This is a genomic window from Acidovorax sp. sif1233 (assembly GCF_019218755.1).
Classification (GTDB): Bacteria; Pseudomonadota; Gammaproteobacteria; order Burkholderiales; family Burkholderiaceae_C; genus Acidovorax.
In genome coordinates this window covers 797,835-811,588 of record NZ_JAHUWZ010000001.1, presented here as the reverse complement: position 1 = coordinate 811,588, position 13,754 = coordinate 797,835, and the positions used below count along the sequence as shown (strand labels likewise).

Annotated in this window: 11 protein-coding genes and 1 riboswitch; of the genes, 5 read left to right on the top strand and 6 right to left on the bottom strand. The window is 68.9% G+C overall.

Translation table 11 applies throughout. The features are described 5' to 3' along the window. Positions 1–19 precede the first annotated feature (19 nt). Complete coding sequence (locus KW843_RS03695) at positions 20–241, bottom strand: hypothetical protein (RefSeq protein ID WP_218293727.1); 222 nt, start codon at positions 239–241, stop codon at positions 20–22. A gap of 174 nt (positions 242–415) precedes the next feature. After that, positions 416–1,348 carry a LysR family transcriptional regulator gene (locus KW843_RS03690; protein ID WP_218293725.1) on the bottom strand — a complete coding sequence of 311 codons (933 nt, stop codon included), beginning with the start codon at positions 1,346–1,348 and terminating at the stop codon, positions 416–418. A 182-nt stretch (positions 1,349–1,530) separates the two neighbouring features. On the opposite strand from KW843_RS03690, the gene KW843_RS03685 reads away from it, so the two are divergent. Next, complete coding sequence (locus KW843_RS03685) at positions 1,531–2,736, top strand: acyl-CoA dehydrogenase (protein WP_218293724.1); 1,206 nt, start codon at positions 1,531–1,533, stop codon at positions 2,734–2,736. Between the two features lie 177 nt (positions 2,737–2,913). After that, positions 2,914–4,182, top strand: a complete 1,269-nt coding sequence (locus tag KW843_RS03680) for a CaiB/BaiF CoA-transferase family protein (RefSeq protein ID WP_218293723.1) — start codon at positions 2,914–2,916, stop codon at positions 4,180–4,182. Positions 4,183–4,259: 77 nt separating this feature from the next. On the opposite strand, the gene KW843_RS03675 is transcribed toward KW843_RS03680, so the two are convergent. Further along, positions 4,260–5,927, bottom strand: coding sequence for a hypothetical protein (locus KW843_RS03675; protein WP_218293722.1), 1,668 nt, complete (start codon positions 5,925–5,927; stop codon positions 4,260–4,262). 352 nt (positions 5,928–6,279) lie between these two features. On the opposite strand from KW843_RS03675, the gene KW843_RS03670 reads away from it, so the two are divergent. Beyond that, the gene (locus KW843_RS03670) at positions 6,280–7,857 is read left to right on the top strand and encodes a methyl-accepting chemotaxis protein (RefSeq protein WP_218293721.1); all 1,578 of its coding nucleotides are present in this window, start codon (positions 6,280–6,282) and stop codon (positions 7,855–7,857) included. Between the two features lie 159 nt (positions 7,858–8,016). On the opposite strand, the gene KW843_RS03665 is transcribed toward KW843_RS03670, so the two are convergent. From KW843_RS03665 to KW843_RS03655, 3 genes are all read right to left on the bottom strand, one after another. Continuing rightward, positions 8,017–8,547, bottom strand: coding sequence for a 6,7-dimethyl-8-ribityllumazine synthase (locus tag KW843_RS03665; protein ID WP_218293719.1), 531 nt, complete (start codon positions 8,545–8,547; stop codon positions 8,017–8,019). A 201-nt stretch (positions 8,548–8,748) separates the two neighbouring features. Next, positions 8,749–8,929: riboswitch (FMN riboswitch) on the bottom strand. An 88-nt stretch (positions 8,930–9,017) separates the two neighbouring features. Beyond that, complete coding sequence (locus tag KW843_RS03660; RefSeq protein ID WP_218293718.1) at positions 9,018–9,500, bottom strand: hypothetical protein; 483 nt, start codon at positions 9,498–9,500, stop codon at positions 9,018–9,020. A gap of 123 nt (positions 9,501–9,623) precedes the next feature. Then, a complete protein-coding gene (locus KW843_RS03655; RefSeq protein WP_218294425.1) occupies positions 9,624–10,556 on the bottom strand; it encodes a LysR family transcriptional regulator in 933 nt (310 codons plus the stop codon). A 215-nt stretch (positions 10,557–10,771) separates the two neighbouring features. Between KW843_RS03655 and KW843_RS03650 the strand changes: the two genes are divergently transcribed. Together KW843_RS03650 and KW843_RS03645 are read left to right on the top strand one after the other, a co-directional pair. Then, positions 10,772–11,779, top strand: a complete 1,008-nt coding sequence (locus KW843_RS03650) for a TRAP transporter substrate-binding protein (RefSeq protein WP_218293717.1) — start codon at positions 10,772–10,774, stop codon at positions 11,777–11,779. Positions 11,780–11,925: 146 nt separating this feature from the next. After that, positions 11,926–13,707 (top strand): IlvD/Edd family dehydratase, encoded by a 1,782-nt coding sequence (locus KW843_RS03645; protein ID WP_218293716.1) that lies wholly within the window; start codon positions 11,926–11,928, stop codon positions 13,705–13,707. The last annotated feature ends 47 nt before the right edge of the window (positions 13,708–13,754 follow it).

The window sequence follows — 13,754 nt, the reverse complement described above, 5'->3', positions numbered from 1 at the left end:
GCTACCCGGGAAAATCAGCTCAGTTGTTCTGCCTGCGCACCAGGTGGCGGCCGGTGTCGGTGATGGTCAGCTGGCCCGACGCATTCTTGGTGATGAAGCCGTGTTCGTACAACCGTCCGGACATATGCTCCTTCAGCGCTGAAACCACGCTGATGTTCTCCATCTCCAGGTGCTTCAGCGTGGCGAGTTCGTCCACCGTGGGCTCGAAATGGGGGGCATGGTAGGTTGCGTTCAATGACATAACGGCTCCTTGATGAAATAGTAAAGGTATGAGGTGCCTGGTACGGCCCGCCGGGCCGCCCGCTGGGTGTGACCCTTGCACACCACATACGTTCCGTCCATCTTCTTCCCGCCGCCTGCAGCGAGTGCCACCAGCGTAGCCCTGTCCGCCGCGGGGCGCAAGCCGGCAAGCGCCCTACTCTGCCGCAGCCCGCGCAGTGTCTTGAAGCCATTTCGAGAACACCGCCAGCACGGGCGGCTGCGCCTGCGCGGGGCTGACGAGGTAGTAGCCCCGCTCCCCCCGCAGGGGCCGCGCGCAGGCCACCACCAGTTCGCCGCTGGCCAGCTCGGCCTCGATCAGCAAGGGCGGAATCAGCGCCACGCCCAGCCCATGCGTGGCCGCCACGGCGAGCATGGAGAACAGCTCGTAGCGCGGCCCGTCCAGCGCATGGGGTGCGTCCACCCCCATGGCGTCGAACCACTGGCGCCAGCCGTAGGGGCGCGTGCTCTGCTGCAGCAGGGGCAGCCGGGCCAGCGCATCGGCGGCCACGGGCTGGTGGGCGCGCCCGCGCGCGCGCGGCGCGGCGGATTCGAGCAGGCGCGGGCAACACACGGGCAGCACATCCTCGTGCATCAGCAGTTGCGCCTGCACGCCGGGCCAGTTGGCCACCTGCTCCGGGGTGCCGGCGTACAGGGCCGCGTCAAAGGTGGTGTCGGCGAACAGAAAAGGGCGCGTCCGCGTCTCGATGTGCACCACGATGTCGGGGTGCAGCTGGGCCAGCTGCGGCAGGCGCGGAATGAGCCAGCGCGTGGCGAACGTGGGCACCGCCGCCAGCGACAGCGTGCCGCCCTCGCCCTGGTGGGCCATCACGTCGAGCGTGTCGCGCTCCAGGCCCTGCAGCCAGCGCGCCACCTGGCGGCCGTAGTGCGCGCCGGCGGGCGTGAGCACCACGCCGTGGCGCGTGCGGCGAAACAGCTGCACGCCCAGAAACTCCTCCAGCGCCTGGATCTGGCGCGAGACGGCGCTTTGCGTGAGCGAGAGTTCCTGCGCGGCGCGGGTGTAGCTCTCGTGCCGGGCGGCGACTTCAAAACAGGCCAGTGCCTGGGTCGATGGGATATTGCGGCGCATGATGAAAATGAACTTTTAAGGGTCCGGCTAAGCATCTGATCTCTAGCTCAAAGTATTTCATACATTCCAGTTATGCATATCTGAATGAAAAGAACTCGCTTGCGGCGTGCTGGCACGCGGCCTACGATCTGCCCCAGAACACCTTTGTTGCCACTCTTTTTTTTCCACCTGGAGACACGCACATGGCCCACGCCGCTTTTCAATGGGATGACCCTTTCCTCCTGAGCCAGCAACTGACCGACGACGAGCGCGCCATCCGCGACGCGGCTGCCGCCTACTGCCAGGACAAGCTGGCCCCGCGCGTGCTGGATGCCTTCCGCCACGAGAAGATGGACGTGAGCATCTTCCGCGAGATGGGCGAAGTGGGCCTCCTGGGCCCCACCATCCCCGAGCAGTACGGCGGCCCCGGCCTGAGCTACGTGGCCTATGGCCTGATCGCCCGCGAAGTCGAACGCGTGGATTCGGGCTACCGCTCGATGGCCAGCGTGCAGTCGTCGCTGGTGATGGTGCCCATTCATGAGTTCGGCACCGAAGCGCAGAAGCAAAAGTACCTGCCCAAGCTCGCCACGGGCGAGTGGATCGGCTGCTTCGGCCTGACCGAGCCCGACCACGGCTCCGACCCCGGCAGCATGGCCACGCGCGCCTACAAGGTCGATGGCGGCTACAAGCTCAAGGGCAGCAAGATGTGGATCACCAACAGCCCCGTGGCCGACGTGTTCGTGGTCTGGGCCAAGGAAGTCATCAAAGGCGGCGATGGCAAGGATGTTGTGGGCCCCATCCGTGGCTTCGTGCTGGAAAAGGGCATGAAGGGCCTGACGGCCCCCGCCATCCACGGCAAGGTGGGCCTGCGCGCCTCCATCACCGGCGAGATCGTGATGGACGACGTGTTCGTGCCGGAAGAAAACGCGTTTCCTGAAGTGCAGGGCCTGAAGGGCCCCTTCACCTGCCTGAACAGCGCGCGCTACGGCATCGCCTGGGGCGCGCTGGGCGCGGCCGAGTTCTGCTGGCACACCGCCCGCCAGTACACACTGGACCGCAAGCAGTTCGGCCGCCCCCTGGCCGCCAACCAGCTCATCCAGAAGAAGCTGGCCGACATGCAGACCGAGATCGCCATCGGCCTGCAGGCCTGCCTGCAGTTCGGCCGCATGAAGGACGCGGGCACCGCCAGCGTGGAAGGCACCTCCATCATCAAGCGCAACAGCTGCGGCAAGGCCCTGGACATCGCCCGCCTGGCGCGCGACATGATGGGCGGCAACGGCATCAGCGACGAGTTCGGCGTGGCCCGCCACCTGGTGAACCTGGAGGTGGTGAACACCTATGAGGGCACGCACGACGTGCACGCGCTCATCCTGGGCCGTGCGCAGACCGGCATCGCGGCGTTCAGCTGACATCCCGCGGAGGCGCCGCGCGCCTTCCCCCTTTTCTCGGCTTCGCGGGGAAGGGGGACGACGCCGGTGGCCTGGAGACACGCGCGCCGCGCCTCCCACGCCCATTCAATACGATTTTGGCCTCGAGCGCTTACTGAACAAGCGCAAGCAGCTATTCAAGTTATAGCAATCACTACCATGACCACATCCAACGCAGGCGCCCTCGCAGGCATCAAGGTGCTCGACCTCTCCCGCGTGCTCGCGGGCCCCTGGTGCACGCAGGTGCTGGCCGACCTGGGGGCGGACGTGGTGAAGGTGGAGCGCCCCGGCGTGGGCGACGACACGCGCCAGTGGGGCCCGCCCTTTTTGAAAGACGCCGAGGGCAACGACACGGACCAGGCCAGCTACTACACCGCCTGCAACCGCAACAAGCGCTCGGTCACCATCGACATGGCCTCCCCCGAGGGCCAGGCGCTCATCAAGCAGATGGCACAAGAGGCGGACATCGTGGTGGAGAACTTCAAGGTCGGCGGCCTGAAGCAATACGGCCTGGACCACGAGAGCCTGCGCGCGCTGAACCCGCGCCTCATCTACTGCTCCGTCACCGGCTTCGGCCAAGACGGGCCCTACGCCGAGCGCGCGGGCTACGACCTGATGGTGCAGGCCATGACGGGCCTGATGAGCATCACCGGCCAGGCCGACAGCCAGCCCGGCGGCGGCCCGATGCGCGTGGGCGTGGCGGTGATCGACCTGTTCACCGGCCTGTACGCCAGCAACGCCATCCTGGCCGCGCTGCATGTGCGCGACAACGCGGCCACTGGCACGGGCCAGGGCCAGCACATCGACATGGCACTGCTGGACGTGGGCATGGCCGTGCTGGCCAACCAGGCCTCGGGCTTCCTTGCCACCGGCAAGGCGCCCGGCCGCATGGGCAACAGCCACCCCAGCCTCGCGCCCTACCAGGACTTCCCCACGCAGGACGGCAACATGCTGCTGGCCATCGGCAACGACGGGCAGTTCCAGCGCTTTTGCGCCGCCGCCAACCAGCCCCAGTGGGCGACCGACCCGCGCTACGCCACCAACACCCTGCGCGTGCAGCACCGCACCGACCTGATCCCTGCGATGGAGGCCGTGACGCGCACGCGCACCACGGCCGACTGGATCACGCTGCTGGAAGACAAGGCCGTGCCCTGCGGCCCCATCAACACCATCGCCCAGGCCTTCGACGACGCGCAGGTGCAGGCGCGCGGCTTGGCCGTGACGCTGCCGCGCTGGAAGGACGGCGAGGCCGCCACCGACAACGTGCGGCAGATCACCGGCGTGGCCAGCCCGCTGCGCCTGTCGGCCACGCCGCCCGTGCTGCGCAACGCGCCGCCGGCACTGGGCCAGCACACGGACGAGGTGCTCGCCGAAATGGGGCTGGACGCGGCGCGCATCGCGGCGCTGCGGGCCTCGGGCGTGGTGTAGCCGCTCACTGATTTACCCGCTCTTACGCAACGCCCCGCGACATCCCGCCGCGGGGCGTTGGTCTTTTCGCGGCCACGCTACTTCGGGGCTTGCGGCAGCGGCGCGGCGGCGCCCAGCAGGCAGTCCGCCACCTCGTCAGAAAACCGCATGGGGCGGCCGTCCAGCCACACGGCCTCGGAGCCCTGGGGGTCCGGCGCGGCGGGTGGCAATCCATGGTCCAGCAGCGCCTGCGCGCAGCCCGCCCAGTCGCCATCGGGCTCGGGCGTGTTGATGGAGCCCCACGACAACGCGCCGCAGGCGTTGTCCTCAAAGCCATGCCGGGCCTGCCAGCGCGCGCCGTGCTCCAGCAGGAAGCGGGTGAGCGCCGCGTCGCCCCGAAAGATGGCCAGGTGCAGCGCCGTACCGTCCCAGTCGCCCCCTGTGGTGTCGATGGGCCAGCCCAGGCGCACCATGAGCCGCACGGCATGGCCGCAGTCCGCCTGGGCGGCCAGCTCGGGCAGCAGGCGCTGCTGGGGCAGCGACAGCGCGTCCACCAGCCCGGGCCGCGCGGCCAGCAGCGTGCGTGCTTGCGCCTCGTCGGCCTGGGCACACGCGGCCACGAAGCGCTCGTCGACAGGCACGTCGCCCTCGCCCACCGCCGCGCGCAGAAAGGCCGCCACCCCGGGCAGTCCGTAGCGCAGCGCCTGGATGTGCGCGGGCGTGCCATCGGCGGCACAGGCAGCCGGGTCGGCGCCCGCCGCCACCAGGGCCTGCACATGGGCCAGCGACCGCCGCCGCCGGATGGCCCAGAGCAGCGGCGCCGCACCGCCCGGCGCCGCGCCATCGGCAGGCTGCTCGTTGGCGTCCGCACCATGCGCCAGCAGCAGTTGCAGCGCGGGCAGGTCGTCCATGTCGAGCACGCGGCACAGCGCGTTCGTGCCCGGCACCCGCGCGCCCGCCTCCAGCAGCAGCCGCGTGCAGTCCAGGCTTCCGAGCGCGTGGTACAGCGATTCGCCATCGTTGGGGTCCGCGCCCGCGTCCAGCAGCAGGCGCGCCATGCCCGCGTGCTGGTTCTGCCCGGCCGCGCCATACAGCGCAGACAGCGGGTGCGATGCATCAGGCTCGGCCAGCGAGGCGGGCGGCCAGCGGTTGGCCACGCACTGGTTCGCATCGGCCCCGGCCTCCAGCAGCAGCGCCACGCAGGCCTGCAGGCGGTCGGCAAAGGCCTGCAGCCGCGCCAGGCTCGAATGCGCCACGGCCACCAGCGGCGGCAGCTGCAAGGGCCCGCCAGGGCGGTGCACCCAACCCGGGTCTTGCGCGATGGCCTCGCGCAGCCGGGCCTCATCGCCCACGGCGCAGGCCAGCCACGGGTCTTCGTCCCGGGGGATGGCGCCATCGGCCCACAGGCGCTCGGCCAGCCCCGGCCGGGCGCTGTGGTTGCCGCCCGCGATGTCGCCCGCATAGACCATGCGCAGCCATTGCAGGGTGGCGCGCACCGGGTCGTCCACCAGCGCGCGCCGCGCCAGCACAAAGCCCTGGAAGTCGGCCCAGGACGCAAAGCCATGCTCGCGCGCCAGGCAGGACTGCGCGTCGTGCAGCCGAAGGCCCAGGGCGGCGATGGCGGCATCGCCCTGGCCCGCAGCCGCCGGCAGCGCGGCGCGAAAGCGCGCCAGCGCCTCGGGCTCGCCGCTGCGGTAGCCAGCGAGCAGGTCCTTGGCTTGTTTCTTGAGATGGCCCAGGTCGGGCCGTGGGGGAATGCGTTTCACGAGAACCTCCGTGCATGGATCGCCGACGGCCCGCAAATCCGGCAGCACAAAGGATGAAAAGTCAGCTCTGCAAGGAGCACGAACGTGCTCCTGGAGTCGGCAAGTGGGTTCAACCCTTCCCGCGGGCCCGGGCGCGGCTTGCACCGCGGGGAGGCATCTTACCGCCGTGCGGCGCACCCCTTGCGGCATGGCGCGAATTCCGTGTACAAAAAATTACATCCGTCGCCATAATGGCAGCGGGAGTCTCCCCGCCGCCACGCCCGATGGCAGGCCCGCAGAGACTTTGCAGCTTTCATTTTCGCGCCATGGGTACATGCCGTGGCGCCGTTCCGTGGAACCTCAGGAGTCCGCCATGAAGCTCAGCCTCAAACTCCCCCTGGCCTTTACCGTGGCGTTGCTGCTGCTGTTCGCGGCGGCGCTGTTCGGCATCAGCCGCCTGAACCAGGCCCTGGGCACCTACCAGACCACCGTGGCGCAAAGCTTCGAGCACGAGCGATTGGCCTCCTCCATGCTCAATGACTTCAAGGTGCAGGTGCAGGAGTGGAAGAACGTACTGCTGCGCGGCAAGGACCCGGCCCAGCTCACGCGCTACTGGGCAGCGTTTGAAAAGCAGGAGCAGGCCATCGGCGTGCAGGCGAAGAAACTGCTGGCCGGCCTGCCGCCGGGCGAGGGCCGCGACCGCGTGGCGCAGTTCGCCCAGGCGCACGAACGCATGGGCGCCGCCTACCGCAAGGGCTTCGAGGCCTTCAAGGCGTCCGGGCACGATGCCGAGGCCGGCGACAAGGCGGTGCAGGGCATGGACCGCGAGCCCTCGCAACTGATCGACCAGGCGGGCGAACTGATCGCCCGGGCCAGCAGCGAAGTGGCCGAACACGCCGCCGCCACCGCGCAGCGCGCGACCACCATCAGCCTGGCCGTGATGCTGGTGGTGTGCGCGCTCGGCATCGCCGGCGCCATCGCCTTCAGCCGCACCGTGGTGAACCCGCTGGACAACGCGGTGCGGGTGTCGCAGGCCGTGGCCAGCGGCGACCTGACCGTGGCGCAGCCCGTGCGTGGCAAGGACGAGATCGCGCTGCTGCTCAATGCGCTGCACGGCATGCAGCTGAGCCTGTCGAGCGTGGTGAGCCACGTGCGCCACAACGCCGACAACGTGGCCGCCGCGAGCACCGAGATCGCGCTGGGCAACAACGACCTGTCCGCACGCACCGAGCAGCAGGCCAGCGCGCTGGAGGAAACCTCGGCGTCGATGGAAGAGCTCAGCTCCACCGTGCAGGCCAATGCCGACAACGCGCGCCAGGCCAACCAGCTGGCCGTCAATGCGTCCACCGTGGCCGTGCAGGGCGGCGACGTGGTGGCCGAGGTGGTGACCACCATGAAGGGCATCAACGACAGCAGCAAGAAGATCGCCGACATCATCAGCGTGATCGACGGCATTGCCTTCCAGACCAACATCCTGGCGCTGAACGCTGCGGTGGAGGCGGCCCGCGCGGGCGAGCAGGGCCGGGGCTTCGCGGTGGTGGCCAGCGAAGTGCGCAGCCTGGCCGGGCGCAGCGCCGAGGCGGCCAAGGAGATCAGGAGCCTGATCCACGCGAGCGTGGAGCGGGTCGAACAGGGCACGGCCCTGGTCGACAGGGCCGGCGCCACGATGACGGAAGTGGTGGCCTCGATCCGCCGCGTGACCGACATCGTGGGCGAGATCAGCGCCGCCAGCAGCGAGCAGAGCGCGGGCGTGGCCCAGGTGGGCGAGGCCGTGATGCAGATGGACCAGGCCACGCAGCAGAACGCGGCGCTGGTGGAGCAAAGCGCGGCGGCGGCCGACAGCCTGAAGGTACAGGCGCAGCAGCTGGTGGACGCGGTCTCGGTGTTCCGCCTGTCGCCCGGCGAACACCCGGCGGCGGGGGCGCGCGTGCCCCGGCTGGCGGCGGCCTGACAGGACGGGCGGGCCGGGGGTCGAAGAAAATTGAATCAAAACGACCTCTAACGCCCAACCATCCAGCGCAAACAGCTATGTTTTTAATAGCGACCTGAGCCTGTTCCGGTGCCATGGCGCGCGGCCCCGCCAGCGCGCCAGGCCACCCTCTGCGGCCGGTCAGTCGCCGTGCGCCGCTTCCAGCGCCTTGAACTGCGCCATGGTGCGCAGGCACGCGTCGGCCACCTCCGTGCCCTTCTTCACGAAATGCTCGCGGAAGAACTTCAGATGGTCTTCATGCTCGTGGAAGTCACGCGGCGTGAGCACGGCGGACATCACGGGCACCTCGGTGTCCAGCTGCACGCGCATCAGGCCGTCGATGACGGCGGTGGTCACGAACTCGTGGCGGTAGATGCCGCCGTTGACCACCAGCGCGCAGGCCACGATGGCGTCGTAGCGGCCGCTTTGCGCCAGGCGCTTGGCCAGCAGCGGGATCTCGAAGGCGCCAGGCACCTCGAACTGCTCGATCTGGCTCGCAGCCAGGCCGTTGCGGGCGAACTCCGCCACGGCGGCGTCGCGGGCCTGGTGGACGATGTCCCGGTGCCAGCCGGCGCAGATGACCGCAACGCGTTCGCTGCGGCGCGCGGAGTCTGCACGGCCTTGTTCGGCATTGGCAGCGGCGGCATGGTGGGAATGGAAGGACTGATTCATGGATTTTCTCGTAGCAAAGAAAAGGATTACCAGAATCAGGGCGCGCGCGAACAGGGCACACCACAACGGCAAGCAGGCACCCGCGCGCCGGGCCCGGGCAGCCGCACGGCGGCGCGCACGGCAAACCGCGCCCGCCCGCCCGCACCAGCGAACACCCGCACCACTGCACACGGGCACCCATCCCGATGGGCGGCCATGGCTTCGCGATCTCTTTCATCCGGACTGTGACCGTCGGCTCTGGCATCGCACCAGATCTGCTGACCCCGGGCCGCCGCCATGCCTGGCGCGGCCCGGGCGCTCGCGGGCTGCTGCGGTGCGGCTGTAGCAACAGCCACCCGCAGATACCGCCGGTGGGGAATTCCGCCCCGCCCTGAGAACGCTGCCGGCCCCCACAAGCTGTTGGAGGCCAGCGGCGCGATTCTAGGGGTTACCCGCGGGGCGGGCCGTCGCCCAGGCAATTGCCTGCACCGTCAGCGGGGCCGTTCGAACCCGGCTTCGGCCCAGGCGGTGGCACTGGCGGGCGTGAGCTTGAACGTGGGCGGCACGGGCACGCGCGCCAGTTCCTCGCCCAGTTCATCCTGGGCGCTCAGGGTGGCCGTGGCGCCCTCTTCGTCGGGCACGATGGCCAGTTGCACGCGCAGGCGCTGGCCATTGACCGTGACCGCGACGTTCTTGTGGAGTTGTGCATGCAACTGCTGCTCGTGGCGGCGCAACACCTCGCTGGCGGTCTTGACCAGGGTGTGGAAGGCCGAGACATCGAGCGGCTTGGGGTTCTTCTTGTCGCGTCCCATCGTCCAGGGGCCGACCAGCGCGGGCTCCGTCTCGCCCTTGAGCGTCATGGACACGGCCCAGCCGTCGTCGTCTTCGTTCTTGATGACCTGCGCGGTCCATTGGCCGTCGCTCCAACGGCGAGGCTCCTGGATGGTGTCGGGCGTGTCGGGGGTGTCTTGCATGGGGAAAAGGGTCGCAGAAGATTCAGGGAAAGGGCGCAGAGCATAACGGCCCCGGCACGGAGGCGGGAGCATGCATTTTCAATAACCGCTGGTTATTGACGGCGGCCGGCGCCAGCCCCCCCGTCACGGCGCATCGGTCACCGGGTTCGCCACCTCGCGCAGCACGTCGGTGAAGGCCTGCATGGCGGGCGTGGGCGGCTCCCCCAGCCGGGTGATGAGGCCGTAGTCGGGCATGCGGTCCGGCAGGTCCACGGGGATGCGGGCCAGCAGGCCCTTGGCGATGTAGCGCTCCACCAGCGCCTGGGGCTGCAGCGACAGCATGTCGGTGGCCTGCATCATCTCCAGCGCGAACAGGAACGACGGGGTCTCCACCACGCCCGAGCCGAGTGCCAGGCCGCTCCGCCCGAAGATGTCGTCCGACACCTTGCGCACCGCGGTGGACGCGGGGTACAGGATCCACGGCCAGTGCGACAGCTCGGCCATGTCCAGGTCGCGCGCGCCGCGCAGGGGGTGGTGCAGGCCGCCCACCACCAGCAGCGGCTCGCTGGACAGGCGTTCGTAGTGGAATTGCGTGCGGTGCGCGTCGTCGGTGAAGCGCCCGATCATCAGGTCGATCTTGCGCTCGGCCAGCCACACGATCAGCTGGTCGCTGCTTTGCTCCAGCACCTTGAGCACCAGCAGCGGGCGCAGGCGCTGGATCTCGGCCACCGACGCCGTCAGCACGTGCGCGGCCGATCCCGTGATGGCGCCGATCGCCAGGTGGCCGTGGCCGCCCTCCTTGAGTGCATTGAACTCATCGACGAACTTGCGGTGCCCGGCGAGCGCGCTGGCCGCGTAGCGCAGCGTGAACAGGCCCAGTTCGTTGGGCCGCATGCCGCGCGACAGGCGCTCGAAGAGCCGCGCCTCCAGGATGTCCTCGATGTCCATCAGGATCTTGGTGGCCGCCGGCTGCGTGATGTGCATCTGCTCGGCCGTCAGGCGCAGGTTGCGCGTCTGGCCGAGGATGTCCAGGAACTGCAGGTGCCGAAAGCGCAGCCGCGCGCAGGCCTGCGCCATCGACAAGGGTTTACCCGACACGGGGGTGGAGGCCACGGCAAGTCATCAGCATTTGGAATGGATGCTAGCAAAAAAGTGAGTGGACCCCGCGCCCCGCGAAACCTAATCTCTCGCCTGCGTCGGGAGGGTCCCGCAGAGACCCGATGGCGCCGGTGGACCGTTTTTTGGCCGTGCCCCACCGTGCCCCAGCCATTCCATATCCGGAGACAAACACCATGCAATTCAAAGCCCTGGCCCTGGCGGCCACGATCCTGGCCGCCGTGGCCGCACCCGTGTCGGCGCAGATCAAGGACCACGTGTTCAAGGTCGGCATCGGCCTGAACGACGACCACCCCCAGGCGCAGGCCGTCAAGCACTTTGCCGAGCAGCTCTCTGCCAAAAGCGGCGGCAAGCTGGTGGCCAAGCTGTACGCCAGCGGCTCCCTGGGCAACGACGTGAGCATGACCTCGGCACTGCGCGGCGGCACGCTGGAGATGACGGTGCCCGACAGCTCCACGCTGATGGCGCTGATCAAACCCTTCGGCGTGCTGAACCTGCCGCTCACTTTCAACAACGAGCAGGAGGCCGACGCGGTGCTCGACGGCCCGTTCGGCCAGAAGCTGCTGGCCAAGCTGCCCGAAAAGGGCCTGGTGGGCCTGGGCTTCTGGGAGAACGGCTTTCGCCACGTGACCAACTCGCGCCGCGCCATCACCAAGGCGGAAGACCTGGCGGGCCTGAAGCTGCGCGTGATCCAGAGCCCGCTGTTCCTGGACACCTTCAACGCCCTGGGTGCCAACGCCACGCCCATGCCCTTCACCGAGCTGTACTCGGCCATGGAGCAGGCCGCGGTGGACGGGCAGGAGAACCCGCCCGCCACCATCCTGTCGAGCAAGTTCTATGAAGTGCAAAAGCACCTGGTGCTGTCGCGCCACATGTACAGCGCCTGGGTGCTGCTGATGTCCAAGAAGACCTGGGATGGGCTGTCGGCGCAGGAGCAGAAGATCGTGCAGGACGCCGCGCGCGAAGCCACCCTGTTCGAGCGCAAGACCATCCGTGCGTTCAGCGACAAGGCGCTGGGCGAGCTCAAGAAAGTGGGCATGCAGGTGACCGAACTGGCCCCGGCCGAGCAGGCCAAGATGCGCACCAAGCTGCAGCCGGTGCTGGCCAAGTACGCCAAGGAATTCGGCGAGGAAACTACCGGCGAAATGAACGCCGAACTTGCCAAGGTGCGGGGCGGCAAGTAACTTTTCTGCTCCGCCACAACCGTTCACCGAGCGGCCGAAGCGCCGCGCGAGGCTTCGACGGGCTCAGCCCGAACGGTTTGTGGTTCGAGTCAAACATGCCAACCCCTGTTGCAGCGCCCTTCCCGCCTGCTGACACATCGCGATCCATGACCAAAACACCCCGCCGCCCCTTCCGCTCCCGCGAGTGGTTTGCCGACCCCGCACGCTCGGACATGACCGCGCTCTACCTCGAACGCTTCATGAACTACGGGCTCACGCCCGAGGAGCTGCGCTCGGGCCGCCCCATCATCGGCATCGCGCAGACCGGCAGCGACCTGTCGCCCTGCAACCGCATCCATGTGGACCTGGCGCGGCGCGTGCGCGAGGGCATCCGCGACGCCGGGGGCATCCCGATGGAGTTCCCGGTGCACCCCATCTTCGAGAACTGCCGCCGCCCCACCGCCGCGCTGGACCGCAACCTGGCCTACCTGGGGCTGGTGGAGATCCTGTACGGCTACCCCATCGACGCGGTGGTGCTGACCACCGGCTGCGACAAGACGACCCCGGCGGGCATCATGGCGGCGTCCACGGTGGACATCCCGGCCATCGTGCTCTCGGGCGGCCCCATGCTGGACGGCTGGCACGATGGAGAACTGGTGGGCTCGGGCACCGTGATCTGGCGCAGCCGCCGCCAGCTGGCCGCGGGCGACATCGACGAGGAAGAATTCCTGCAGCGCGCCTGCAGCAGCGCGCCGTCGGCCGGCCACTGCAACACCATGGGCACCGCATCGACCATGAACGCGGTGGCCGAGGCGCTGGGCCTCTCGCTGCCGGGCTGCGCCGCCATTCCGGCGCCCTACCGCGAACGCGGGCAGATGGCGTACGAGACCGGGCGGCGCATCGTGGACATGGCCTACGAGGACCTGCGCCCTTCACGCATCCTCACCCGCGAGAGTTTTCTCAACGCGCTGGCCGTGGTCAGCGTGGCGGGGGGCAGCAGCAACGCGCAGGTGCACATCATGGCCATGGCGCGCCACGCGGGCGTGGACCTGCGCCCCGAGGACTGGACACAGCATGCCTACGACCTGCCCCTGCTGCTGAACATGCAGCCAGCCGGCAAATACCTGGGCGAGAGGTTCTTCCGCGCCGGGGGCGTGCCCGCGCTGATGTGGGAGCTGCAGCAGGCGGGCCGCCTGCATGCCGATGCCTTGAGCGTGACCGGCAAGGCACTGGCCGACAACCTGCAGGGCCGCGAGACGCGCGACCGCGAGGTGATCTTCCCGTTCAACGCACCGCTGATGGAAAAAGCCGGCTTTTTGGTACTGCACGGCAACCTGTTCGACTTCGGCATCCTGAAGACCTCGGTGATCTCCGAGTCCTTCCGCCAGCGCTACCTGAGCCAACCGGGCGCGGAAGGCATCTTCGAAGCACGCGCCGTGGTGTTCGAAGGCGCGGACGACTACCACGCGCGCATCAACGACCCGTCGCTCGGCATCGACGAAGGCTGCATCCTGGTGATGCGCGGCGCGGGCCCCATCGGCTGGCCCGGCTCGGCCGAGGTGGTCAACATGCAGCCGCCCGACGCGCTGATCCGCCGCGGCATCAACACGCTGCCCACGCTGGGCGACGGGCGCCAGTCGGGCACGGCCGACAGCCCGTCGATTTTGAATGTCTCCCCCGAAAGCGCGGTGGGCGGGGGCCTGTCCTGGCTGCACAGCGGCGACATGGTCCGCATCGACCTGAACGCCGGCCGGTGCGACGCGCTGGTGGCCCCCGAGGAGATCGAGCGCCGCCGCCGCGAACTGCCCGCGCCGCCTGTTCCCAAAAGCCAGTCGCCCTGGGAGGCGCTGTACCGCGAGAAGACCGGCCAGCTGGTGGATGGCGCGACGCTCGACTTTGCGCTGGACTACCGGTGCATTTCCGAACACACGCCGCGCCACAACCATTGAGACGCTGCGCCTGGGCGGGCGCGGCACCGATTCAGAACTCTTTTCCA